This is a genomic window from Humisphaera borealis (genome assembly GCF_015169395.1).
GTDB lineage: Bacteria > Planctomycetota > Phycisphaerae > Tepidisphaerales > Tepidisphaeraceae > Humisphaera > Humisphaera borealis.
The window spans coordinates 2,563,764-2,587,905 of record NZ_CP063458.1 but is presented as its reverse complement, the minus strand read 5'-3'; the positions used below and the strand labels follow the sequence as shown (position 1 = coordinate 2,587,905).

The 24,142-nt window shown below is 64.9% G+C and carries 19 protein-coding genes; 8 read left to right on the top strand and 11 right to left on the bottom strand.

Annotated features, from left to right (window positions below; genetic code table 11):
• Window positions 1-53: 53 nt before the first annotated feature.
• From IPV69_RS09605 to IPV69_RS09590, 4 genes are all read right to left on the bottom strand, one after another.
• The gene (locus IPV69_RS09605; RefSeq protein ID WP_206294888.1) at window positions 54-1,574 is read right to left on the bottom strand and encodes a sulfatase; all 1,521 of its coding nucleotides are present in this window, start codon (window positions 1,572-1,574) and stop codon (window positions 54-56) included.
• Between the two features lie 302 nt (window positions 1,575-1,876).
• A complete protein-coding gene (locus tag IPV69_RS09600) occupies window positions 1,877-2,365 on the bottom strand; it encodes a LamG-like jellyroll fold domain-containing protein (protein WP_206294887.1) in 489 nt (162 codons plus the stop codon).
• Window positions 2,334-3,941: an arylsulfatase gene (locus tag IPV69_RS09595; RefSeq protein ID WP_206294886.1), complete on the bottom strand. Its 1,608-nt coding sequence runs from the start codon at window positions 3,939-3,941 to the stop codon at window positions 2,334-2,336. The genes IPV69_RS09600 and IPV69_RS09595 overlap by 32 nt, the downstream gene beginning before the upstream one ends.
• A gap of 150 nt (window positions 3,942-4,091) precedes the next feature.
• On the bottom strand, window positions 4,092-4,829 hold the full coding sequence (locus IPV69_RS09590; protein ID WP_206294885.1) for a DUF2760 domain-containing protein: 738 nt from the start codon (window positions 4,827-4,829) through the stop codon (window positions 4,092-4,094).
• An 88-nt stretch (window positions 4,830-4,917) separates the two neighbouring features.
• Between IPV69_RS09590 and IPV69_RS09585 the strand changes: the two genes are divergently transcribed.
• Both IPV69_RS09585 and IPV69_RS09580 read left to right on the top strand, forming a co-directional pair.
• Entirely contained in the window at window positions 4,918-5,412 is a 495-nt protein-coding gene (locus tag IPV69_RS09585; RefSeq protein ID WP_206294884.1) for an SH3 domain-containing protein, read from the top strand.
• A gap of 95 nt (window positions 5,413-5,507) precedes the next feature.
• Window positions 5,508-6,341 (top strand): M48 family metalloprotease, encoded by an 834-nt coding sequence (locus IPV69_RS09580; RefSeq protein WP_206294883.1) that lies wholly within the window; start codon window positions 5,508-5,510, stop codon window positions 6,339-6,341.
• 374 nt (window positions 6,342-6,715) lie between these two features.
• Here IPV69_RS09580 and ilvN read toward each other — a convergent pair whose 3' ends face one another.
• Window positions 6,716-7,279 carry an acetolactate synthase small subunit gene (ilvN, locus tag IPV69_RS09575; RefSeq protein WP_206294882.1) on the bottom strand — a complete coding sequence of 188 codons (564 nt, stop codon included), beginning with the start codon at window positions 7,277-7,279 and terminating at the stop codon, window positions 6,716-6,718.
• A 208-nt stretch (window positions 7,280-7,487) separates the two neighbouring features.
• A complete protein-coding gene (sthA, locus tag IPV69_RS09570; protein WP_206294881.1) occupies window positions 7,488-8,927 on the bottom strand; it encodes a Si-specific NAD(P)(+) transhydrogenase in 1,440 nt (479 codons plus the stop codon).
• A 377-nt stretch (window positions 8,928-9,304) separates the two neighbouring features.
• Here sthA and IPV69_RS09565 point away from each other — a divergent pair, with 377 nt between their 5' ends.
• Complete coding sequence (locus IPV69_RS09565; protein WP_206294880.1) at window positions 9,305-9,910, top strand: hypothetical protein; 606 nt, start codon at window positions 9,305-9,307, stop codon at window positions 9,908-9,910.
• A gap of 41 nt (window positions 9,911-9,951) precedes the next feature.
• Here the strand turns inward: IPV69_RS09565 and IPV69_RS09560 are convergent, their stop codons facing one another.
• The gene (locus tag IPV69_RS09560; protein ID WP_261361999.1) at window positions 9,952-10,788 is read right to left on the bottom strand and encodes a type II secretion system protein; all 837 of its coding nucleotides are present in this window, start codon (window positions 10,786-10,788) and stop codon (window positions 9,952-9,954) included.
• A gap of 236 nt (window positions 10,789-11,024) precedes the next feature.
• Between IPV69_RS09560 and IPV69_RS09555 the strand changes: the two genes are divergently transcribed.
• Window positions 11,025-11,975 (top strand): ThuA domain-containing protein, encoded by a 951-nt coding sequence (locus IPV69_RS09555; RefSeq protein ID WP_206294878.1) that lies wholly within the window; start codon window positions 11,025-11,027, stop codon window positions 11,973-11,975.
• Window positions 11,976-13,046: 1,071 nt separating this feature from the next.
• Here the strand turns inward: IPV69_RS09555 and IPV69_RS09550 are convergent.
• The 3 genes from IPV69_RS09550 to IPV69_RS09540 all read right to left on the bottom strand — a co-directional run bounded on the left by IPV69_RS09550 (window position 13,047) and on the right by IPV69_RS09540 (window position 19,789).
• A complete protein-coding gene (locus tag IPV69_RS09550) occupies window positions 13,047-17,585 on the bottom strand; it encodes a hypothetical protein (RefSeq protein WP_206294877.1) in 4,539 nt (1,512 codons plus the stop codon).
• Between the two features lie 72 nt (window positions 17,586-17,657).
• A complete protein-coding gene (locus IPV69_RS09545) occupies window positions 17,658-19,043 on the bottom strand; it encodes a hypothetical protein (protein WP_206294876.1) in 1,386 nt (461 codons plus the stop codon).
• Window positions 19,031-19,789 carry a class I SAM-dependent methyltransferase gene (locus IPV69_RS09540; RefSeq protein ID WP_206294875.1) on the bottom strand — a complete coding sequence of 253 codons (759 nt, stop codon included), beginning with the start codon at window positions 19,787-19,789 and terminating at the stop codon, window positions 19,031-19,033. Before IPV69_RS09540 ends, IPV69_RS09545 begins: the two co-directional genes overlap by 13 nt.
• Window positions 19,790-19,923: 134 nt before the next feature.
• On the opposite strand from IPV69_RS09540, the gene IPV69_RS09535 reads away from it, so the two are divergent.
• The 3 genes from IPV69_RS09535 (at window position 19,924) to IPV69_RS09525 (ending at window position 22,217) form a co-directional block, all read left to right on the top strand.
• Entirely contained in the window at window positions 19,924-20,193 is a 270-nt protein-coding gene (locus tag IPV69_RS09535) for a hypothetical protein (protein ID WP_206294874.1), read from the top strand.
• 112 nt (window positions 20,194-20,305) lie between these two features.
• A complete protein-coding gene (locus IPV69_RS09530; protein WP_206294873.1) occupies window positions 20,306-20,989 on the top strand; it encodes a tetratricopeptide repeat protein in 684 nt (227 codons plus the stop codon).
• A gap of 145 nt (window positions 20,990-21,134) precedes the next feature.
• Window positions 21,135-22,217, top strand: coding sequence for a hypothetical protein (locus IPV69_RS09525; RefSeq protein WP_206294872.1), 1,083 nt, complete (start codon window positions 21,135-21,137; stop codon window positions 22,215-22,217).
• Window positions 22,218-22,327: 110 nt separating this feature from the next.
• Here IPV69_RS09525 and prfB read toward each other — a convergent pair.
• Window positions 22,328-23,447 (bottom strand): peptide chain release factor 2 gene (prfB, locus tag IPV69_RS09520; protein WP_390884387.1). Its coding sequence is split into 2 segments (ribosomal slippage): window positions 22,328-23,368 and window positions 23,370-23,447, totalling 1,119 coding nucleotides; the frame shifts between segments, so codons are not numbered across the junction.
• A gap of 171 nt (window positions 23,448-23,618) precedes the next feature.
• Between prfB and IPV69_RS09515 the strand changes: the two genes are divergently transcribed.
• Window positions 23,619-24,131 carry a carbohydrate binding domain-containing protein gene (locus tag IPV69_RS09515; protein ID WP_206294870.1) on the top strand — a complete coding sequence of 171 codons (513 nt, stop codon included), beginning with the start codon at window positions 23,619-23,621 and terminating at the stop codon, window positions 24,129-24,131.
• The last annotated feature ends 11 nt before the right edge of the window (window positions 24,132-24,142 follow it).

The window sequence follows — 24,142 nt, the reverse complement described above, 5'->3', positions numbered from 1 at the left end:
GCGAGTACGCCAGCTCATGGCACCCGAAGGGTGCGGTTGCGAACAATCCGGGTTCAGCGCTTCGGCTTTGCTGCCGCTCCCGGGCGGTTGGCGGCGCGGCCGTTGGGTTTGCTCGCGTCGAAAGCGGGGTTGACGATCGGGTCGAGCGAGCCGGTTGCTTTGTGCAATCGTGCCATCTCGGCCTTGAGCGCGGCGACCTTGTCGGGATTCGCTGAGGCGAGGTCCTTGGTTTCGCCCAGATCTGTCGCGAGGTTGAACAACTCCCACTTGTCATCCTCGAACCAGTGGATGAGCTTCCAGTCCCCTTGCCGAACGGCCGTGCCCGGCGCGCCGCCCTGGTTGCCGTAGTGCGGGTAGTGCCAGTAGAGCGGTCGGTCGGCGAGCTTTTTGCCGTCCTTCAACAGCGGCAGCAGGCTGACACCGTCGGCCGGGTGGCCGGCGGGCATCGGCAGGCCGGCGGCTTCGAGAAAGGTCGGGAAGTAGTCGATGCCGCTGACGGCGTCTTGGACGACGGTTTCGGGTTTGACGACGCCGGGCCAGCGGATCAGTAGTGGTTCGCGGATGCCTCCCTCGTAGAGCCACCCCTTGCCGCCGCGCAACGGCAGGTTGGAGGTGGGCCAGCCTTCGCTGGTGGAGAGGCCGCCGTTGTCGGAGGTGAACAGCACGATCGTGTTGTCGGCCAGCTTCAGTTCGTCGAGCTTCGCGAGCACCTTGCCGACGGCCTGGTCCATCGCATCGACCATGGCGGCGTAGACGGCGTGTTCCTGCACGAGCCGAACGTCGCGGTCGCCTTCGCGGCCCCACTTGGCTTCGAGCCCCAGCCGCTTTCGCTTTTCTTCGTACTTCTTTTCCAGGTCCGGCCGGGCCATCAGCGGTGTGTGGACGTCGTAGAACGACAGGTACGCCAGGAATGGCTTGTCCTTGTTGTCGGCGATGAACTTGGCGGTTTCGGTGGCCAGGCGGTCGGGCAGGTGTTCGCCGGGCGGGCCGTCGGGGAGGCGCGGGTTGTCGTACGGAGAGAAGTACTTCTTCCCGCCGTAGGGGCCGCCTTTATCGACGCCGCCTTTGTTGATGTCGAACCCCTGGTCTTCCGGCCAGAAGCCCTGCGGGCCCATGTGCCACTTGCCGGCAAAGAAGGTGGCGTATCCGCCGGCCTTGAGGGCCTCGGCGATGGTGACTTCCTCGTGCGCCAGCCGATCCGAATAGGGTGCCGGCAGCAGCTTGGTGTTGCGCTTCCAAGCTTGCGGCGTCATCGGCGCGCCGATGTAATCGGTGATGCCCGTCCGCTGCGGATACTTGCCGGTCATCAGGCTCGCCCGCGAAGGCGAACAAACCGGGCAGGCGGCGTAGGCGTCGGTGAATAGAGCACCCTGTTTCGCGAGCTTGTCGAGGTTCGGCGTTTCGTAAAACGTGCTGCCGTAGCAGCCGATGTCGCGCTGGCCGAGGTCATCGACCAGGAAGACGACAATGTTCGGCTTGGCCGCGGCGACGGCGACGCCGGGCGACGAAGCAGCGAGGAGCAATGCCAGCAGCACCGCGACACGAATGGACATGGACGGGCGAGATGCGTTCATAGGTTCCTCCGACGGGCTGTCACGCAAACGCTCGTGAGGGCGTGAGTATTGCGTGTCATCAGCGGCAAGACACGATCGATGTGTGGGTGGCATCCAACGCCTGTAGCAATGTTCACCGATCCTAAGGGTGCCGCCTGGAAGTTCGATTTCAACACGAAGGCACGAAGTTACGAAGGGCACAAAGAAGAAGCAGAGACGAAGCTGCATTCGAAGGCTGGCCGAATCCTCTTAGTCTACTTCGTGGCCTTCGTGACTTCGTGTTGAAATCGCGCATTGCGTGCGACCCGGCCCCTTCCCGACGGTCACTCGGCGACGACCTTCACGTTCGTCATTTCGCCTTCGAGCGGGTTCGGCCCATCGTACGGGCCGACCGCCGATTGCTCGTCTCGGCCGATCGTCAGTTCGTCCACCGGCTGAACGGGGATCAGCCCGGCGGCCTTGCCGGCGGCGACGGGCTTGCCGTTGATCGCCAGCTCCATGACGCCGTCGGCTTTCAAACTTGCGACGACCGCGATCGGTCCGGCCGGCGTGGTGTCGGCGACGATCGTCGTCACCTTGCCGTTGACGCGGACATCGAACGCGAGCTTGCCGTCGTCCAGCCGGACGGCGTAGCCGTGCTTGTTACCGCCTTGCGCGAGCATCACGCCGCTTTTGGACCTGGCGGTCACGTCGAACGAGATGGTCAGTGACTTGTTGGCGATCCGGGGATTGGCGATTGCATCCAGCTTGGCGGCGGGCTGCCGCTGATCGCCCGCCGCTTTACCGCCGGGAGCGCTTCTTTTCCAGCACACTGCACCGCTCGGCCCACTCCTGCCACAGTCGCGACAGCTCTGTGACGACCTCCGGGCTGCGCTGGGCCAGGTCGTGCATTTCCGTCGGGTCCTGTGCCAGGTTGTAGAGCTCCCACGGCTTGCCGGCCAGTGCGACCAGCTTCCAGTCGCCGTCGCGTACGCTGCGGTTGCCTTCGTGCTCGACAAAGATCCGCCGCGGCGCGGCCGCCTGGCCGTTCATCAGCGGCACCAGGCTGACGCCTTCCATCGGCAGAATGGCGTTGCCGGCGTGTTCTTTCAGATAGGTCGCGCCCGCCAGGTCGAGCACTGTCGGCATGAAGTCGGCGATGTGGCCGGGCGACTTCACCAGCGATCCGGCTTTGGCTTTGAGACCGGCCGGCCAGTGGATGATCAGCGGCGTGTTGATGCCCCCTTCGTGGTTGTAGTGCTTGTAGAGCCGGAACGGCGTGTTGCCGACGTTGGCCCAGCCGCTGCCGTAGCTGATGTAGCTGTCGGGCCCGCCGACCTTCTTGCGGTCGTCTCCGGTGTGCAGGACGTTGGTCGCGCTGGACGACTTGTCGAAGCCGTAGGGGTCCCATTCGGCACAGGCGCCGTTGTCGCTGAGAAAGAAGATGACGGTGTTCTCGAACTGCCCGTTCTTCTTCAGCCGATCGATCACCCGGCCGATCGCGACATCCATGCGATCGACCATCGCGGCGAAGACGGCTTGTCTTCGGGCCAGGTCGGCCCGGCGGTCGGCGGGCAGTGAATCCCACGCCGGGTTGTCCTTGTCGGCCCAGCCGGTCTGCGTGTTAAACCGGTTGGCGGGGACATTGCTCCGCGGGGTGAGCTCGACACTTGCGGGGACCAACCCCAGTTCCTTCTGCTTTGCCAGCCGCTGGGCGCGGATCTTGTCCCAACCCTGGGCGTAGATCGGCTCATACCGCGCGATGTCTTCCTCCCACGCGTGCAGCGGGAAGTGTGGCGCATTGAACGCCAGGTAAAAGAACCACGGCTTGCCGGACTGTTTGCCGTCGTCGAGGAAGTCTTCGCTGTAGTCCGCGAATGCATCGGTCGCGTAGAACTTGCCGGGGGCGAACGTGCGCTTTTGGCGGCCCTCGGGCAGTCGGCTGTAGAACGGGTCTTCCTGCCAGCAGGAGTTGTAGCCGCCGATCATGCCGTAGAACTCGTCAAACCCGCGAACGGTCGGCGAGGTCGCCTTGCTCAGGTGCCACTTGCCGACCATGTAGGATTTGTAGCCGGCGGGCTTGAGCGCTTCGGGAAGGGTGACGGCGTTTTTGGAGATCACGCCCGACAGATTTGGAAAGCCGGCCTGGTGCGGGTGAAGGCCGGTGAGGATCGACACCCGCGTCGGGCTGCACCGGGCCGAGTTATAGAACTGCGTGAATCGCACGCCGCTGGCGGCGAGCGCGTCGAGGTTCGGCGTACGAATCTCGCTGCCGTAGCAGCCGAGGTCGGAATAGCCCAGGTCGTCGGCGAGGATGAGCAGGATGTTGGGCTTGGGGGCGTCGGCGGCGGAGGCGCCGGATGAGATCAGCCCAACCACAACGACGATGCAGAAAGTAAGTGACCTCATATCGCGATTCCTCCAGCGGCAAACGTCGGAGACGTAGGAATAGTCACTACAAAATCAGCAATCGGGTTTGTCGAGCCTCTGACGGCGATCGCCACGGGCAAGCGGGTAGGCTTGCCCATGCCACGCTGAACAGCGCTGTCGCGCCGCGACTTACTTCAATTCCACTTCCGCCGGCACGACCACCTTTGCCGATGCCGCGGTGCCGTTCCACTCGGGCAGTTCGACTTTCGTCGCTTCCCAGCCGGCGTGGACGAGCGATCCTGTGTGCGGCGGACTGCCGGCGACATTGCCGACGAGCCGGGTCCTGCCGGCGTCGTAACCGGCCGGCACGGTGACCGCTGCGCCTTCGGCTTCGGTTCGGACGGGTTTGAGCGCAAAGATGCGGTCCAGCGTGCCGGCGGCGTCGCGATGGATCTCGCGGACGGCGGCGCCGATCTGGGCGTCGTCGTAGCCGGCGATGCTTTCCTTAAGGAAGTCCACCAGCCGGGCCTCGCGCTGGAGGACGGCAAGCAACGTCAGCGCCTCGCTCCGCTGCGGGGGCGCCTTGGCGACTTCGACCGGTTTGGCGGGCGGGGCAATCTTTGCCGGTTCGGCGACCGCCTGGGGCTTGCCGTCGGTCTTTCCGTCGAGAATCGCCCGGACCTTCTCTGCGAACTCGGCGTTGCCCAACGCGCGGAAGAAAGAGCGGAAAGCGGTGCCGATACGTCCCATGGGTGGTGCCTCGTCGTAAGCCTGAATCGCCGTCCCAACGGCCGGCGAGCCGGGCATCTTAGGGGCGGGGGCGGTCGATTCAACGTAGCTGAACCGATCCAAGGTTAGCCGCGACGCGCAGCCGAGCGCGGTTCGCAGCGCAGTGCCGTCCACCGCGATACAAATGCGGCGTAGCACGATTCCTTTAGCTTTCCCGCAACTTACCGCATACTCGTTTGTCTCAAAGAATGGTGCCGTAACGCCGTATCTCTAGCTGGAGGCGTCCATGACTCTCGTTCGCTCACAATACCGGCTTCGCCTGGCCGCACTGGCAGCTGTCACGGCATTATGTCTGTCGACCGGCGTCGCTCTGGCCGAGCAGGTGACCGTCGAAGGGCGGAACGTCGAAGTCGTCGAAGACATGGCGTCCGACGCCGCGACCGTTGAAATGGTGCCCCCCGGCAACAAGCTCGAAGTGATCGGCAAGACTGGCCGCTGGCTCAAGGTCCGCACGCCCACCGGCAAGCAGGGGTACGTTCCTGAGACGATGGTGAAGCGGAACACCAGCGGTTTCGACCTGACGGCAATCACCGGCGGGCCGCGGGCGAGCGACGTCAGCGCCGCCAACGCCGGCCGAGGCCTTACCGAGCAGGCCGGCACCTATGCCCGCAGCCGCGGCTACCGCACCGACGGCCCGGACAAGCTCGTCGCACTACGGCAACAAGCCAAGCCGGATCTGAAGAAGTTCAAGGAACAGGGCAAGGTCGGGATTCAGCGGTGAATTTGAGAATCGAGAATTGAGGATTGAGAAGTGAAGATCGCGTAAAGCGATCCTCGATCGTCCATCCTCAATCGTTTGCAAGCCACGGCATTGCGATGAACAAACCAACCTCCCTCCTTGCCCGCGGATCACTCCTAGCCTTGCTCGGCGTTGTCGCGAGCACGCCGCTCAACATGGGCGGCTGTTCCGTCAACAACATGAACGTCGGCGGCCTGATCCAGGGCGGCGGGCAGGCCATCCAGGGGGCGACGCTCGGCGAGAAGGACGAGCTGGCGATCGGCGAATCGGCGGTCTGCGCCATCACCTCGCAATACCCGCTCTCCACCGATGAGAAGCTCAACAAGTACGTCAACCTCGTCGGTCTGACGGTCGCCTCGGCCTGCCCGCGGGATGACATCCAGTTCTGTTTCGGCGTGTTGGAAACGAACGAGGTGAACGCGTTCTCTGCCCCCGGCGGGTTTGTGCTGATCACCCGCGGCGCGCTGCGGCAGATGGACGACGAGGCCGAGCTGGCCGGCGTGCTGGCCCATGAGATCGGCCATGTCGTGCTGCGGCACGGGTTCGACGTCACCAAGGCTGCCATGCAGGCCGAAGGGCTTTCGACGATGGCCAAGAGCGCCAGCCCCGATCAGCAGCTCGGGGCCGGGGCCGACGGGCTCAGCAAGACGCTATTGTCACAGGGATGGGCCCAGCCGCAGGAGTTCTCGGCGGATGACGAAGCCGTCCACTACATCGTCCGCGCCGGCTACGACCCGGCCAGTTTCGAGCGGTTCCTCAAACGCCTGGATCAGTCCGGCGGATCGCTCATGAGCACCCACCCCGGCAAGCACGAACGCCTGGCCAAGGTGTCGGCGATGATCGACAAGCTGGCGGCGCGGGGGAAGGGCCAGACGCTCAAGCCACGGTTCGCGGAGAATGTGGCGAAGTAGGGGTGATTTGCCTGATCCCACGCCGCTGTCCGTGACACGGGTTTCCAACCCGTGCAAGGTGCGTACGAACGCCAGAAGACGTTAATCTTCAGGCCTCTGCTTTACGGCACTACTTCAGGGATCTCAGAGCTGAAGTCTCAGATCTCAAATCCTGGAATCTCAGATTATTAGTTCCACTGAGGATGGGCATTTTCGACCCTTCGAGCGCAACCAGCACGGGTTGGAAACCCGTGTCACGGACGCCCGACTCGATTTGCCTTTTGTCACAGATTCAGGCGTTAGCTCGGCGACCGCGCCGCTTGTGGTGCAGGCGTCCCGCCTGCAATGCAGCCGGGACGGCTGCACCACAACGACACCGATTCTCGCACAGCCTTTTAGCTCGGCGGCAGCGCCGCCGCCGCGGGGGCGTTGAGGCTGCGGGTGCGCTTCGCCGACGGCAACGCGACCGAGCTGCCGGTGGGCTGCACGCCACGGGGCTGGCCGATGGCGCCGGTGCGGGCCAGTTCGCGGATGCCGTAGGGGCGGAGCAGATCGACGAAACGGTCGAGCTCTTCCTCGCCGCCGGTCATCTCGATCATCATCGTCTCGGGGGCGACGTCGACGACCTTGCCGCCTGACATCTGCGTCAGGTCGAGGATCTCGCCACGCTTCTCGGCCGACGCGTTGACGGTGATCAGGGCCAGATCACGCTCGACGAACGCGGCGTTCTTGAAATCGCGGACATCCACCACCGGGACGAGCTTTGCCAGTTGCTTGCGGACCTGGTCGAGCGTGTTGTCGTCGGCGACGACAACAATGGTCATCCGCGAGTACTGCGGATCTTCCGTCCGCCCGACGACCAGCGAATCGATGTTAAAGCCTCGGGCGGAGAACATGTTGGCGACATTCGCCAGCACGCCCGGCTCGTTGATGACAAGGGCGGAAATCACGTGACGCATAGCGGCTCCCGGTAAACGAAGGGCGGGAATGGTACGGGAACGCGGGCCGGGTCACAAGGCGGGGGTGGCTTGGAAGCAAATCAAGAATGAAGAATGAAGAATGAAGAACGGGGAACGGGGAACGGGGAACGACCATCGTCGAGTTCCGATTCCCGTTCTTCGTTCACTATTCTTCGTTCTTCATTCTTCGTTCGACTTCAGATCGTCATCAAGCCGCCTTGGCGACGCCGGGTTCGTCGTGCATGCCCAGGGTTCGCACGCGGTTGATGCCGTCCATCGCGGCCAGCTTGTAGCACTCGGCGAGCGTGGGGTAGTTGAAGACGCTCTCGACGAAGTAGTCGATCGGCAGGCCCGCCGCCATGACGGCCTGGCCGATGTGGACCAGTTCCGTCGCGCCGGTGCCGATGGCGTGCACGCCCAGCAGGCGGCGGCTCTGGGGGTGGAACAGCAGCTTCAGCAGCCCGTGTGGGTCGGCGATCAGTAGCCCGCGGGCGGTCTCGCGGTACCGGCCGATGCCGACTTCGTAAGGCGTGCCGGCGGCGGTCAACGCCTGCTCGGTCTGGCCGACCATGCTGATTTCGGGAATGGTATAGATGCCGTAGGGGAACAGCGGGCTCTGGGCTTCGGTGATCTGGCCGAACATGTGGCTCGCCGCCAGGCGGCCCTGCTCCATGCTCGTCGCGGCCAGCGCCGGAAACCCTATGACGTCGCCGGCGGCATAAATGTGCGGCACGTCCGTCTGCAGGTTCTCGTTCACCTTCAGCCGGCCGCGGTTGTCGGCGGTCAGGCCGGCGGCGGGGAGGTTCAATCGGTCGGTGGCGCCCTGCCGGCCGATGCAGTACAGCAGGCATTCGGCGTCGATCACCTTGTTGCTGGCCATCGTCGCTTCCACGACCGGCTTGCCTTCGTATTCGATGATCTCGATCTTCTTCACCGATTCGCCGAGCCGCAGGCGGATCTTCATGTCGCGCATGCGGAACTGCAGCGATTCGGTCAGCTCGTTGTCGACGAAATCGAGCAGCTGGGGGCGGCCTTCGACGAGCGTCACCTTCACGCCGACCGCGGCCAGCATGCAGGCGTATTCGGTTCCGATGACGCCGCCGCCGACGATGATCATGCTCTTGGGCAGGCGGGGGAGGGTCAGGAGTTCGTCGCTGTCGATGACGATGCCCGGCGTAAACGGCACGTTCGACGGCCGGGCCGGGTTGGTGCCGGTCGCCACCAGCACGTGGGTGGCTTTAACTTCCGTGGTTTCGTCCTCGCGCTGGATGCGGACGGTCTCGGGGTCGATGAACGACGCCGTGCCGAACAGCATCGACGCGCCGGCACGCGACATCTGCGACCGGATGACGTCCACTTCTGTCCGCACGACATGGCGGCAGCGGTAGAGCAGGTCGTCCATGGTGATCGACTGCTTCACGGAGTAGCTGTCGCCGTAGACGCTGCGCTCGCGCAGGCCGGTCAGATGGAGCACGGCTTCCCGGATTGCCTTGGAGGGCACGGTGCCGGTGTGAATGCACACGCCGCCGACACTGTCGGTGCGGTCCACGATCGCCACGCGCTTGCCGAGCTTTGCGGCAAGAAGGGCGGCTTTTTGTCCGGCGGGTCCGGAACCGATTACAACGAGATCGTGACAAAGGCGGGCCATGCGGTAGTTCTCCTGAGGCAAGTATCGATCAGGAGGGGTGTGAGGTTAATGAGGGCGCGCAAGCGTGGGGGAAATCAGAACAGATCGCTCGGGCCCGGGCCATCGCCAACAGGTTATCGGGGGCGTAACTCACGTAGTCGGAGAGTTCTGGGTGCCGTGGGCTGGCGTACTCGCCTGGCGCGTGGCCTTTGACTGCAGTCATGCGTCGCCACGGGCAGCGGAGTACCGCAGCCCATGGCACCCGAAAAACAGGGCAGTGCCAGGAATCTGCTCTCTGACCGGTTATCGGGCGAAGCAGATGTCTTTGGCGCGGCACGAGAGCGCCGGCGGTACGATTGGCGGTACCTTTTCCGACGAACGTCACCCGGAGATTCCAAATGATTCGGATGGTGCTGATCTGGACGCTGCTTGTGGCCGCAGCGCTGGCGTGCGGTCATCAGTTCACGCTTGTCACGGCGATCGGTGTCTGGGCGGTGATTGTTGCCGGCCTGTGCGGACTCGGGTCGCTGTTGATTGCCCGGCAATCGCTGGGGCGGGCGACAACGACGGGGATGATCGGGTCGGCGGTCGTCCGGTACGGGTACCGCGTCGGCCAGGGCATGCTGCCCGCCGCGGCGGCGATCTCCTGGATCGTCTGGACGGCCGTGGGGACGGCGGCGATCGCCGCCTTTCACAGCCGCAGCGACCTGTCGTCCGTCCTGCTCCTGGTGTCGTGGCTGATTAACGGCTTGGCGCTGATGTACCTCATCGGCACGCTGATCCTCGCCAGCCGGGGCGGTCGAGTTCCGAAATCCATTGTGAAGGTGTCGCTGATGCTCGCCGCGATCCTGGCCGGCAGCGTGATCCTCAACGCGATCGGAACGCCCTGGAGCCAGCGGACCGCGCTGACACTGGCCGGCGCGCCGATCGTGTTGATCGGCGGCGGCTACGGGCTGTTCATCCTGGTCATCCTGACGTTCGGCAGGAATGCCCGCTGGAATTGACGCCGTATCGGTCAGAGGGGATTCCGGCGCTGTTGCAGCGTTTACTTCCAGACCGGGTCGTGCTTGATCTGGTTCTGCGTGCCGATCAGGTCGACAACGCCGATGCTCTCCACGTGCCCGTCGAAGAATGCGTAATTGCCCGCGCCGGTGGTGTCGCGTATGCCGCCGACGTCGGTGGTGCTGGTGTTGCGCTGGCGTCCGCCGCCGTGACGACCGGAGGGTTGGTCGCCGGTGGCGGCGTTTCCGGTCCACATCCCCGAGCACCAGCCGTCGTTGGGGGCGAACTCTTCGTAGATCATGATCTTGTCGGACGGGGTAATCACGCGGCTGCTTTTGACGCCGAAACTCTGGTTCGGCACGTCGATCAAGGCGTTGAACGAATAGCTGAAGTTGCGGAGCAGAGCATTGGCCTGGACGACGCCGGCGAGGCGCATCGGGTCGCTGCCGTCGTCGCTGGGGCAGGTGAGGATCTGCTGCCGCCCGTCGGCCGAGGTGCCGAGAAACGGGAGGACGCAGCCCCGGTCCAGATCGGCCCGGCCGGCGGAGCTGGCGGCGGTGCCGTTGCCGATCATCAGGAAGGCGTAGTAGCGCTCGGCATCGTTGGCCGTGGCAAGGCCCGAGGCATTGGCGACCTTCGCGCCGCGCGGCCAATGGCCACGGTTATCCTTCGACCACATCAGGCAGGCGTTGTACACCTGCCGCAGGTTGCTGCGGCATTTGACATCACGGGCCGATTCGCGTGCCCGGCCCAACGCCGGCAGCAGAATCGAGATGAGGAGGGCAATGATGCCGATCACCACGAGCAATTCGACCAGTGTAAAACCGGGTCGCGGTGCGCGTAAACGACGGCCAATCGGACAGACGGCGGGATGAATCACGAGGAACTCCGGCAAAAGACAGCACGGCTACAACCTCGTTTCGCTCCTTCGATATAACGTTAAAAATACCCGCTCCAGATGGCGCAGGCAATCCGGAATCGTCCCGAAAGCGGTTGAACGATGCATTTTGTTGGCACACGCCGCCAACTTCGAGGCGATGTCGTGCAACGTCCTGCGGTGACTGGCGTAATCGGTGCGCCGGCTTATCCTGATCGTAGTCACTTCGGAGGAACAACGTGCCGCATCGCTTCACCTGTCTCGCCCTTGTGTCGCTGTCGCTTTTCGTCCAGGCCGCGTCGGCCGCGCCGAAAGACCCCTTCGACCGCTCCAACGTCCCCATCGAGCAACAGCCGACCGACCCGTCGGCGGCCAAGATCGTGCTCGTCGCCGGCGACCAGGGCACCGGGCATCCGCCGGGCGATCACGAACACTTCGCCGGCTGCGCCATGTTCATGCGCATGCTCCAGCAGAACCCCGGCGTCGCGCCGGTGATGGTCCAGGACGGCTGGCCGAAAGACCCCGCCGCGACCTTTAAGGATGCCAAGGCGGTCGTCTTCTTCATGGACGGCGGCGGCAAACAGACGACCATCGCGCATGCTGAAGAGATCGACAAGCTCGCCGCAGCCGGCGTGGGCATCTGCCACGTCCACCAGTGCATCGACTACCCGGCCGACAACGTCGCCCAGGCTGTCAAGTGGCTCGGCGGGGCGTACCACCCCAAGACCGGCGCTCGCGGTCACTGGGATGTCACCTTCGACAAGTTCCCCGAGCACGCGATCACCCGCGGCGTCACGACGTTCAAGCTCATCAACGAAGGCTACATCTACAAGCTGACCTTCGCCGAGCAGGGCAAGATCACGCCGTTGCTGCGAACCAAGAACCCCAAGGCCAAGGAAGGCACCTACGTGAAGGAGATGGACGACGTCTTCTGCTTCACCTACGAGCGGCCGGACGGCGGGCGGTCGTTCGTCAACACCGGCGGCCATGGCCACGCGAACTGGGGCCAGGAAGGTTTCCGCCGGCTGCAGATCAACGGCATCCTCTGGGCGGCGAAGGTGGAAGTGCCGGCCGGTGGCGCCAAGTGCGAACTGGCGGCGGACGACCTCATGCAGAACATGGACAAGAAGGCGCCGAAACTGCCGAAGGCACCCAAGCCCGCGGCAAAGCCGGTTGCAGCGAAGCAGTAGGGTCCGCCTTGGCGGACGCGAGGCGTGCGGACGTTCTGAGAATCGAACATCGAACGTCGAACGTCGAATCTGAGATTTGAAATCTGAAATCTGATGTCCTTCCAGCGGAGGCTCTGACATGAAACGTGGTCTGATCGAACGTGGCGTTCTTTTCGCCCTGGTGTGTGTCATTGCGTGCGGTCCGGCATTCGCCGCCGACGTCAAGGAAGTGAAGCTCGACAAGGACCAGCAGTCGGCGGTCGATAAGCTGCGTGCCAAGGGCGCGGCGGTGATGCAGATCGCCGCCGATACCGACGCACTGGCCGTCAATCTGGGCATCGTCGGCAAGCAGGCGACCGACGCCGAAGTGGCGCTGGTCGCGAAGCTGCCCAAGGTGCAGCAGCTCGACCTGCACAACACCGGCGTGACCGATGCGGGCTTGGCGTCGATCGCCGGCCTGAAGACGCTCACGCACCTGCACCTCAACGGCACCGCCGTCACCGATGCGGGCGTGGCGAGCCTGAAGGGGCTGGAAGCGCTGGTTTACCTGAACCTGTACAACACCGCCGTCACCGATGAAGGCCTCAAGAGCCTGGCCGGCCTGAAGCAGCTCAAGCGGGTGTACCTGTGGCAGACGAAGGTGACCGACGCGGGTGCCAAGGCACTGAAGTCGGCGATTCCAGAAGTCTACGTCAATCGTGGCGAAGAGCTCGCGCTGCCGCCGCCGCCCCCGCCGGCCGATCCGAAGCCCGCCGACCCCAAGCCGGACCCGGCGAAACCCGATCCCGCCAAGCCTGACCCGGCCAAGCCCGCCAAGAAGGGCAAGAAGGGCGCTGCCGCCAAGGCCGCCGATTTCGACGGGGAAGGCTTCATCAAGAGCTGGCTCATTCTCGGCCCGATCGCGATCGAAGGTTCCGGCGGCGAAGCGATCGACAAGCCACTGGTGCCCGGCGAAGCGTCGCTGGCACCCAACGCCGGCGACAAGGTGAAGGTGGGCACCGCGGAACTGGCCTGGAAGGCCGCTAGCGCCGACGACTACTTCCTGGACTTCAATGCCCTCCTGAGCGCCGAAGGCAAGGACAACGTCGGCGTCTACGCCGTCGCATATGTCGTCGCCCCCGACGAGATCAAGGACGTCACCGTTCTTTGGAGCAGCAACGACGAGGGTAAGGCTTTCCTCAACGGCAAGGAGCTGGGCAAGTTCGCCGAAGGCCGCTCGCTGGAGAAAGACGCCGAAAAGGCGTCCGGCCAAACCCTGAAGAAGGGGACGAACGTGGTGATCCTGAAGGTGATCAACGAGTCGAACAACTGGCAGGGCTGCGCGCGGCTGGTCGATAAGGCCGGCAAGCCGGTGGCCGGTTTGAAGCTGGCGGCCAAGCCCTGAGCGAGAGTCGATTTGATCCGGGTATTGTAGGGTCCGCCTTGGCGGACGTTTGCCGCGTCGCAGGCCAATGGTCCGCCAAGGCGGACCCTACTTTTTCTTCTTCGGGGCGTCGCCTTTGAAGACTTCGTCGACCGACGTGGTGAAGGTTCCGAACGGCTTGTTTTCGATGGTGGGTTCCTGGACGGTGCCGCGGACCTGAATGCGGAGAAGTTCCTGCTGCGCGCGCGCCAAAGGTCCTGGAGGAAGGGGATCTTGAACGCCCCGGGGTTGTCGGTGACGAACGTCATCCGCACCTGCTTGGTGTCGAAGTCGAGGGTGCCGTCGCCGCTCATGACGACGTTGTTGCTCCGCAGCTCGATCCGCTCGAAGGTGACCTTCTGTCCGTCCACGCTGTAGCGGGCGGTGCCGCTCGAGAACGGGCTGCTGATCGGCAGGGCGAGGTTCGTCACCTGCATGAGCCCGAGCATCAGCGGCATGCGGTACATCTCTTTTCCGTTGACGACCACGTCGCCGCGGCCGCGCCGGATGTTCTGTTTGCCCCACGCTCCTTCCAGCGCGAGGCTCGCCGTTAAGGTGCCCGAGAGGTCTTCGCGGTTTTCGCGGGCCAGTTCGCGGATGTCGGCGTTGCGGAGGAACAGGGAGACCGCGTAACGCGCCGGTCCGTCGTCGGGGTAGCTGATGGTCACCTGCCCGGCGAGGTCGCCGCCGCCGACGGTGGCGCGAATCTTGCTGAGCGACAGGTCGCGGGAATCGGCGGGCTTGGCAAACTGGCCCGCCAGGCCGCTCACGCGGCGGCCGCCCATCTCCAGCGAGTTGACGTCGAGGCTGCCGCTGAGGGAGTCGAGCCTGCTGCCGCGAATCATCGCCGCGAGATTGATCGCGCCGTTGACCTTCTCCAGTTGCACCCCGGCATCCATCGAGACGTCGGTCAGGCCGATACGCCCGACGATTTCGAGTTCCGGGCCGCCAGCCGGTTGCGTTGTCGCGGGCATAGCAGGGGTCGTCGAAGCGACTTCGGGAATCGCCCGCGACCGGTAGACGAACTTGTCGAGCCGCACGTCCAGCGTGCCGGCGGCTTTGACCGAGTCGAGCATCGTCGCCAGGGTGTCGGGCAGCGCCTTGCGCAGCTCGGCGTCGGCCGGCAGGTCGGTTGCGGTGATCGCCAGTCGCCAGACGGGCGCGGGTTCGAGCAGGCCGTCGCCGTTGATGGTGAGTTTGGTCTTCCCGTGCGACGCGGCGATCTGGCGGAACTCGACGCGGTCGGGACTGATCGCGACCTCGCCGCTCACTTTTTCCAGCGGATAAGGCACGGTGCGGATCGACGCTGACAGGTCGCGCGGGCGAAGCACGCCGCGCGTTCCGAGGGGGATCTCCCGGCTGACGGCAGGACGGCCTGCGGTCGCCGGCAGTTCCAGCATGAGCGCGGTCGGCTGGGTGGAGCGACTGGTCGTCGGGGCGTTGAGATCGACGACCGTAACACGCTCCTGTGCCCCGGCGGAAGACGGCCGGGTGGCCGGCGAATCGCTTTCCGCCGGGCTGACAAAACCGGCATAGGTAATCTCGCCGTCGAGTGTCCCCGTAGGTCGGATCTCATCCCAGGCACCCTGCGCGTCGGCGGGCAGCAGCGAATAAAGTTCCTTGTCCAGCGAGAGATTCTGCGCGGTCGCAACGAGCAACGACCGCGGCGAAGCGCCCCACGCCACCTGCCCGATCGCCGACAGCAGACCTCCGCCGCGCGTGCCCTTCAACTCCAGAAGATCAAGCTTCTCGGGCGTCAGGTGAAGCCGTCCGGTCAACTGATCGACGACGAAGTCCGATCCGCGGGGCCGAATCTTCCCGTCGTAAAGCTTGATCGCCAGGTCGTAATGAAGCGCCGGTCCCTGCCCTTCAGGTGCGTAAGGCTCGCCGCCGATGCCGCCCAGCAGAACGCCGTCTACGTCAATGAGCCCGGTGATTCCGGTTTTGGCGATCCAGTCGGCCGATTCCTTTGGCAGCGCCGACAGGAGGGTGTCATCGATCGGCAGGCCCCGGACGGTGACTTTTAGGTCGGTGCGACGGTTCGGCGGCGCCAGGGGGAAGTTGTTGGAAGGCAGCTTCCATGCCGCGATTCCGTGGACGCGGACATCGGCGGTGGGGTGCGGGATGCGAACGTCGATGATGTCGGCGTATCCCTCGCGAACACGGACCTTTCCACTGACACGCTTGAGCGGATAGGGGAAGCCGACGAGCATGCCGTCGGCTTCCTTGATGTCCAGATCGACGCGGACCTTAAACAGGCCCGGCGCGCCGATGTCCTTGTACACCTCCACCAGTGCGTCGCCGCGGAAGACCGGGAGCAGTCCCTTGCCGGGGGCGTCGAACAGCGCCAGCGCCTCTCGCACGTCCTCGGGAAACGCGGCTCGTAGCGCCGGTTCGGTGGCGATGTCGTCGATGCGAACCTTGATCAACCCGCCAGGGTCGGGCGTGCCGACACCGATCGGACCGATCCAGCCATCGACGGCAAGAAAGCGGTCGGCGTTGGGGCCGTTGGGCACGCCGCGACCGCGAACACCCTTCATCACGATCCAGTCCTGGCCGTTCGCGGCGTCGCGGGTGAGTTCGATGCGGCCGTTGGTGTGGCGGATCGGATAGGGGAACTCGTCGAAGATGAACGATGCATCCACCAGCTCGACATGGCCGCCCACTTCGATCGCGCCGCCGGCGGTCGGGCGCTTCACGTCGAGCTGCAGGCGGCAGGTGCCCTGGGGGCGGGTCTTGGTGTAGAACTCGCGCACGGCGTGGGGGAGCGACCAGATGTATCGCGGCGATTCCGGGATGTGCAGGTCTTCGCTTGCCGACGACGCGACGCGCATGGAAACGGTCGCGTCGGGGTTGTAGCCGTCGATGTGGCCGTCAATTTCGAGCAGGTTGTTCTCGACGCGACCGGCAAGATTGCGGACGTCGATCCCGTTCTCGGTGAACACGAAGCGACCGCTCACCTGCCGGAGCTGGACGGCCTTGGATTCCAGGTGAGACGACAGGATGTCGGCCGGGTTGACCGCCAGACCCGTGGCTGCCGATCGGCCGGTGTCGCCGGTATCGGGGCCGGCTTTCGGGGGCAGGACCGGCGTGCCGGGCGTGATCGGATTCGATGCCTCGCTCACCACCGGCAACGTGGCACCCGGCGAGGCGGCCGGGGCGGCGCGCTGGAGCCCACCGATCGCGAATGCCGAACGCATGGCCGTAAACGCCGCGCGGGTGTCGTCGCGGCGGACGACTTCCGACGCGCTCATCCATTCCTCGGGGGGGATGGTCAGCGTGACGCCGTTGAGGACGGTTTCGATGCGGAACCTGGCGTCGCGTCCCTTGGGGCCCGGGGTGTACTCGAAGACCGGCACGTCGATCCGCCCGCCGAGCTCGTGCCGTTTCCACCACTCCGCGACGTCGGTCGGGAGCATGGCGCGGGCATCGAGGCCGAACTCGAACTGCTTGAGCTGTGCGATGATCCGGCCGGTCGATGTGTGGACCGTTCCGGTGACCAGCGGGCCCAGTGCGTCGGACAGGCCGCGGCTCTGCATGACGAAGCCGTACCGATTCTGGTCGCTGCCGTCCTTGGGTGCCTGCGGCGTGAACTGCCCGTCGATCGCCATGTGTCCGAGCGTGTTGGCCACGCCCCGGTGGAGCTCGGCGATCTCGAAGCGGGCGTTGCGCAGCAGAATTTCCGGCAGGGCCGGCGGCGGGGCGGGTTCGGTCGATTGCGGTTTGGGCTGCGGACGCCGCGTCCGGCCCAGCCGGTTGTAGTTCCACTGGTTCTCGGCCACGTCGTGGCACAGGTAAACCTGCGGCTTCTCGACGATGATCCGGTCGGCGCGGAACTCCCCTTTAAGCACCGCCGCCGGATCGTACTGCATGACGATTGTGCGCGCGGAGAACAGAAGGGCGTCGGCGGCGGGGGGCCCGTCGGCACGCGTCCACTCGGCGTCAACGTAAACCTTGACCCCGTCCAGTCGCAGGCCTTCGAACAGTGACAGCGAGGCGCCTTCCACGGTCACGCGGCCGCCGGTCAGTTCCGACAGGTAGGACTCGGCCATCGACCGGACGCGGCGGGCGTCGGTGGCATAGCTGTACGACCAGATCACCCCGCACAGCAGGGCCAGCAGCGCGGCCATCAACACCCGGCGGAAACGCCCGGTCCGGGGATTAAACGGATGCCCGGCCCGCCAGCGACGGTCGAACAGGCGGTCGGGGTTGAGCGAGTATCGAGACATCCGTGCAATGTCAGCGGCCGCGAACCGCCACCGGCGATCCGCTTCGGACGAACTTACTACGAGCGCTATCGCTCACCCTGGCTCTGAATCGTTCTCGCCTGCCCGCCGCCATCCGAATCGTCGCAGACTGATCGCCGCGATACCCGCCGCGGCGAGTACCGCCAGCAGCGGTTCCACCGGAACGCGATATCTCAGTGATCCCACCGACGCCATGTGAACCAGCGTAAAATACACAACCGGCGCGAACAAGAACGCCTTTGCCGACCGGCGAATCGGGGCGGCGAACAATCCCACCAGGGCCAGCAGGTCCAAGGGGACACTGTAACTCATTCCGATCAATCGATAAGTCCAGCTGCCATAATCGGCACTGAGCGGGATCGGGCTCCAGGTTCGGCCGGCCTTGATTGCGGCCAGTTCCAGTGCCCGCAAAGGCTGGTCGCGGATAAATTGGGTGGCCCGCGACGAGAGATACGTTGAGCGTTCGACCTCGTTCATCGCAGATAGCTGCGGCAGGTCGCGCAGGACCGACTGATCGCTGGCGCCGGTGGCGTCGCGGTTGAAACCGTCGTAGGCGGTTACGCCGCCGTTGGTGGTCGTCCACACCCAGGTGCCCAGGACCTGCTGGTTGCGGTAGGCCCAGGGGAAGAGTGTCGCGACGGTCAGTAGCAGCATGGTCGTCGCAACCGGCAACGGCCAGCGTGGCCGAAACGCGGCCCGAACCTCGCGCGGCAGTGGTCGCACGGCGAACGACGCGGCAATCCCCATGATGACCGCCAGCGGTGCCGCCGAAGGGCGAACAAGGGTCGACAAAGCCAGCAGCAGTCCGCCAAAAAGCCACAGGAGTGTTCCCGCCCGAGGCCGATAGGGCCGCAGGTCGCCTGCATCAGATGTAGGGACCAAGTGCCCGCCCTGGCTTCCTGCCAGCAGGCAGACCATCCCCCAGAGAAGCAGTGTGGTGAACAGCGTTTCAGAAAGAATCAGGCCGCAGAAATAGAGCAGGAAGGGATTGGCAGCCACCACCGCCGACGCCCATAACGTGCCTCTGCGGCGGCACTGGCGTGGGAGCAGCCCGGCGGCAAGGCAGGCCGCCGCGAGCACGCTGGAGGTGTCAAGGACGGCCTGCAGGACGAGCGTCGCCCGGATGCTGCCGCCGCACGCGGCGATCATCGCCGGGTAGAGCGGCATCCGGTACGCGTAGACGGTGGAACGGAATCGGGCGTCGTAGAAGAAAAGTCCCCGGCTTTCCAGCAGGTTGCGACCCAGATCGAGATACTCCGACTGGTCGGGCAAGCCGGCGAGCGAGGCGTCGTCGGCGGGGCGGGACAGAACCCAGCCGATGCGCAAAGCAAGGGCAAGCAACAGGATGAACGCGATCCAACGGCGATGGCTGCGGGGAGAAAGATCGGCCGGCGGGGTTGTCACGTGCCAGAGCGTACCGTACCCGGTCAGGGCCGCCAAAGTCTCAATACCCTGACCGGCGTCTCACGGGTGGGCACCTTGAGATCGCGTCGCTCCAGTCGCCAGCCCCGTGCCGGGGCCCATTCGAGAAAGGTGTCGCCGGTCTGTCGGCCGGGTTCGCCGAGCATCAGCAACCCGCCGGGCGCCAGGTGGCGACGCCAGAAGGCGTCGAGAAATTCCCACTGTTTTCGCTCGTAAAGAATGTCGGCGCCGACGATCAGCTCGAACTGGTCGCCCAGGTCGTCCGCCTGCCAGTTGAGCTTGCGAATCCGCACGCGATCGGCCCAGGGCAGGCTGTTGAGCCGGGCGAACAGCAGCGCTGGCGTCTCGATGTCGCCCATCAGCACCGGTGCGCCCAGCGCCGCGGCGATGGACCCCGTCAGGCCCATGCCGCAACCCAGATCGAGCGTCCGGGGCTTGCGGCCCGGCGTCGCGGTGAGTTGTTCGATAAGCACCTGCCCCACTCCGCCGGCCGAATCCCAGAGCTCGGCCCAGTAGGGGAGATGTTGCGGGTCTTCCAGGCGTACGCCGCTGACGCGTTCCTGCCGGTCGCATTCTTCGACGACCATGTCCAAGACCCGGTCCGGGTCCTTGATGCGGGTAAAGGAGATGGAAGAGGCCCCGATCTGCCGATCTTCTGTGACGGTTTCATAGACGCGGTGAATCCGCGCCAGGAGCCGGGTGCGAAGAAGCCGGGCCTCGGCGGTGAGTTCGCAACGAAGGGATTGAGCGTGGTCGGTGGTCAAGGCTGCCGGAGGGTAGCAGTCCGGGTGCCCGCTTCACAGTGCCGAACCCGACCGGGGTGGTCGACGCTGGGCCTGACAGGGGCTAGAATCCCGCCAGCGGAAGGAACCTGTGCAACAACGGAGGAAAGGACGCAATGCGTTCAACTGATTCTTGGAAGTATTGGCCCGGCCGCCGAAGCATGTCGGCGGGTATCTCGATCGCATTTCTCACGTTGATGGGTTGCAACAGCACGCTGGAAACCGGTTACGTCCCTCGGCCATTGGGCACGTCGTCCACCGAGCGCAGGGGTTATTACGCCAGTCCGTTCACGCCAGAGGCCGCCGCTGCCGCCCAGGCGTCGGGCGACCCGACCGCAGATATCCGGAATAACCGTAAGCCAGGTGGCGGGTACCGAGGCCCGTGAACCTGATAGCCGATACTTTCCGTCTTGTTTTAAGCCGGACAGGGTCAGTAAAGCACATTTCCCTGTCGTACTGGCGGAAACGAACCTTCCGGACGCATAGACTTCCACCGACGTGCCTACTTCCGCCCACATCAACCCCACCGACTTCGTTTCCGCCATTAAACCGTACTTGCGCGGGCAGGATTTGTCGGGCATGGTCGACATGATCCAGGCGCGGTGGGATCACAAGCAGATCGCCGACCTGTTCGCCTCTGCCGACTGCGACGCGCGAAAAGTGGCCGCACTGGCATTCGGGCTGGTCGGTGCCAAATGCTGCTTGACGAAGCTCGTCCCTTTGCTAGGCGATGAAGACCCCGTAGTCGCGCAAATGGCCGAGCACGCGATGTGGTCGGTCTGGTTTCGCTCCGGCACGCCCGATGCCAACCACCAGGTCTGCCGCGGTACCCGCGCCCTGGGTCGCGGCGATACCGAACACGCGATCGAACACTTCAGCCGTGCGATCGAACTCGACCCCCAGTTCGCCGAGGCCTACAACCAGCGGGCGATCGCCAACTTCCTCCTGGAACGATTCGAAGACTGCGTCGGCGATTGCCGCAAGGCGGTCGAACTGATGCCCTTCCATTTCGGCGCGCTGGCCGGCCTCGGCCATTGCCACGCCCACGACGGACGACTGGTCCCCGCCCTCAAATGCTACGAGAAGGCGCTGGCGATCAACCCCCATCTGGACGACGTCCGCCAGACCGTCAACGAACTCCGCGAACGCCTCTGCCTGCTGCGGGACGGCGACTGCGAGTAATCGGACCTCCCGCGTTGTCCTGGTGGTCGAGATTTGCACACCTTCAGGCACTCCGGCCGAAACTCGTATAGCCTTCGTATGCCCACGTTTAGCGGTCGCACCGCAGGTGCACGCCTTTCGCTGACCGGCACGCAGCCATCCACCCATGTTCGAGCCAACCCCCAGTCTCGACCGCCTGCTCCGATCGCTCGATCGTCGCGGCAAAGCGTTGCGCTTCGCAGAGACCGCGGGGATCGGTCTGCTGGGCGGCGCGGCGGTGGCGATCGCGGTGTCAGCGCTGCTTTGGAATGAAGGCCGTCCCAGTCTCGCCGTGAGCCTTGCGGCGCTGGGCGTGGGGGCGCTCTGCGGCTTGCTGTGGGGTCTCTTGCGTCGCCCGTCGACGATCGCGGTGGCAATCCGGGCTGATCGTCAGCTCGATACCGACGACCTGTTCGCCACCGCCGCCTCGCTCGCCCACGCCGACCCGACCGACTCCTTTGCCGCGGCTGTACTGCGCATCGCCGAGCGCCGTAGTGGCGAGTTGTCGGCATCCGCGGTGGTGCTTAGGCGATTCGGCGCGCGGGCCTGGGGCGGCATCAGCCTGTCGGCGGCGGCCGCACTCACCTTTGCCCTGCTCACGACATCCGCCCGGCGCGGGGATGCGGCGTCTCAACTTTCCGCCCAGCCTGCGAGCAACAAGACATCACCACCGCGTCCGCTGCTGGTCCTGGCGCCCGAATCGCCGCTGTTGCCGGCCGCCGGCGGTCGCAACCCGGGTGAAGACCGCAACCCTCTTGGCACGGCCGGCAACGACGACGCACCGGGAACCCGCCCGGCGACGAGCCCGGCCGTTGCGGCCACGCCGCAAGGCGAGGGAAACACCAACGCCGACCCGCAGACCTCGGGTACCGGGAGCGGCTCCGCGAAAACATCCGTCAAGTCCGTTGCGGCCGACACCAAACCTGCCGGGGCCGCAGTCGAAACCGCTTCGAACAACGGCCAGCCGGGGACGCGCCCGTCGGGAGGCGTAGGCGGTTCAGGCGCATCCACCACAGACCCCACCGCGACAGCGACCGCCGGTACACCAAGCGGCGGCACCACCGGAAGTGCTGGAGTCAAGACGGCGATCGCCCCATGGCAGAGCGAACGTTGGACGGCCAACGCTGAAGCCGCGCGTGAACAGCTTCAGTCAGGGCGCGTTCCCGCCGCGTACCGCGATCTGGTTCGACAGTATTTTGATGTGAAATAGAGGTCTGCTGTTTAGCGATCGCACCGCAGGTGCACGTCTTTTTTTGCTGCGCAAGTCGGCGAGACGTGCACCTGCGGTGCGACCCCTAAACGGCGGTGGGTTGAATCGGCTTACTTCTTGGTCAGCTTGCGACGACGCAGCTCGGCGTCCACAAAATCGTCGAGTTCGCCGCGGTCGAGTACGCTCTCGACGTTGCTGGTTTCGACGCCGGTGCGGACGTCCTTCACCCGGCGGTCGTCGAGCACGTAATTGCGGATCTGGTTGCCCCACGAAGCGCCCTTGGGATCGCCGACAGCTTCCTTCATCTCGGCGTCGCGCTTCGCGAGTTCCAACGCCTCGATCTTGCTCTGCAGGATGCTGATCGCCAGCCGCTTGTTCTGCTGCTGGCTGCGCTCGACCGAGCAGGTGACGACCAGGCCGGTCGGGATGTGCGTAATGCGGACGGCCGATGCGACCTTGTTCACGTTCTGCCCGCCCGGGCCGCTGGCCCGAACGAACGCCATGATGTCCAAGTCGCCTTCAGGGATTTCGCCGTCGCCGGCCGCGTCAAACTCGGGGACCACGTTGACGGCGGCAAAGCTCGTCTGGCGTTTGCCCTGGGCGTTGAACGGCGACGGCCGGACCAGGCGATGAACGCCGGCCTCGACCCGCAGATAGCCGAACGCGTACAGCCCCTTCACGTGCAGGGTGACACTCTTGATGCCCGCCTGCTCGCCGTACTGGCGGTCGAGTTCCGACACGTCCCAGCCTCGGCGTTCGAAGAAGTACAGGTACATCCGCAGCAGCATCTCGGCCCAGTCCTGGGCTTCGGTGCCGCCGGCGCCGGCCTGGATGGTGAAGAAGCAGTTCCGGGCGTCGTTCTTCCCGTCGAGCAGCGATTGCAGTTCGATCTTCTCGCCGCGGGCTTCGAGCTTGGTAAGCAGCTGGTCGGCTTCGACGAGCGAATCCTGATCGCCGGCCTCGCTGCCGAGTTCGTAGAGCGCGCGGACATCGTCGAGGTCGCGCAGCGCGGACTCGATCGGGTCGATCAGGGCTTTAAGGCCCTTCAACTCCGTGACGATGCCTTTGGCCGTCTCCTGGTTGTCCCAGAAGTCGGTGGCGTTCATCTTGTCTTCAAGTTCTTTTTTGCGAGCCTGTTTTGCAGGCAACTCAAAGAGAGTCCCGGATCGCAATGATCCGGGCCGAAAGGTTTTCGATCGCAACGGGGAGGTTGTCGTGGGTCAGACTCATGTCCGCGGGATCGTAGCACAACCTCGTTGCTGCTGCCATGACCGATGTCCGGCGGAAGTGGCCTAGGGTGCCAATTGTGTGCATGGCCCGGCGAAGTCTGATCCAATAAGATCGAGCGGTAGTTATCGTCGTGGCGTGCCGCCGCGACATTCGCATTTCTCGGAGGAACCCATGATTCGCGCGATCTCACTGTTTTCGTGTCTGGCATTGTCGGCCGCCCTGTTTGCCGCCGATGCCAAACCTGCGGCCGATGCGAAGAACGTTCTCAAGCCGACGGCCGAGGTGAAGAACTGGCGGCTCGAACAGCACGAGGAAGCCAAGGCCGCAATCAGCGCCGCCGACGGCGCAATCGTGTTCGACGTCACCAAGGACGACGGCACCGACTGGCACGTGCAGGCGTTCCAGACGCCGGTCGAGCTGAAGGACAACACCGAGTACGTCGTCACCTTCAAGGCCAAGTCGGATGTCGAGCGCGCGGTCCGCGTGCAGGCGGGGATCGACCAGGAAGACTGGCACCTGGTCGGGCTCGACGAGGAAGTGACCCTCGGCAAGGAATGGAAGGAATACGAGGCGAAGTTTACCGCGACCGAAACCGTCGCGATGAAGAACCGCGTCGGGTTCGTGCTGGGCATGGCCAAGGGCAAGGTGTACGTCAAGGACCTGGTCGTCAAGCCGGCGAAATAAGCGGCGAGATG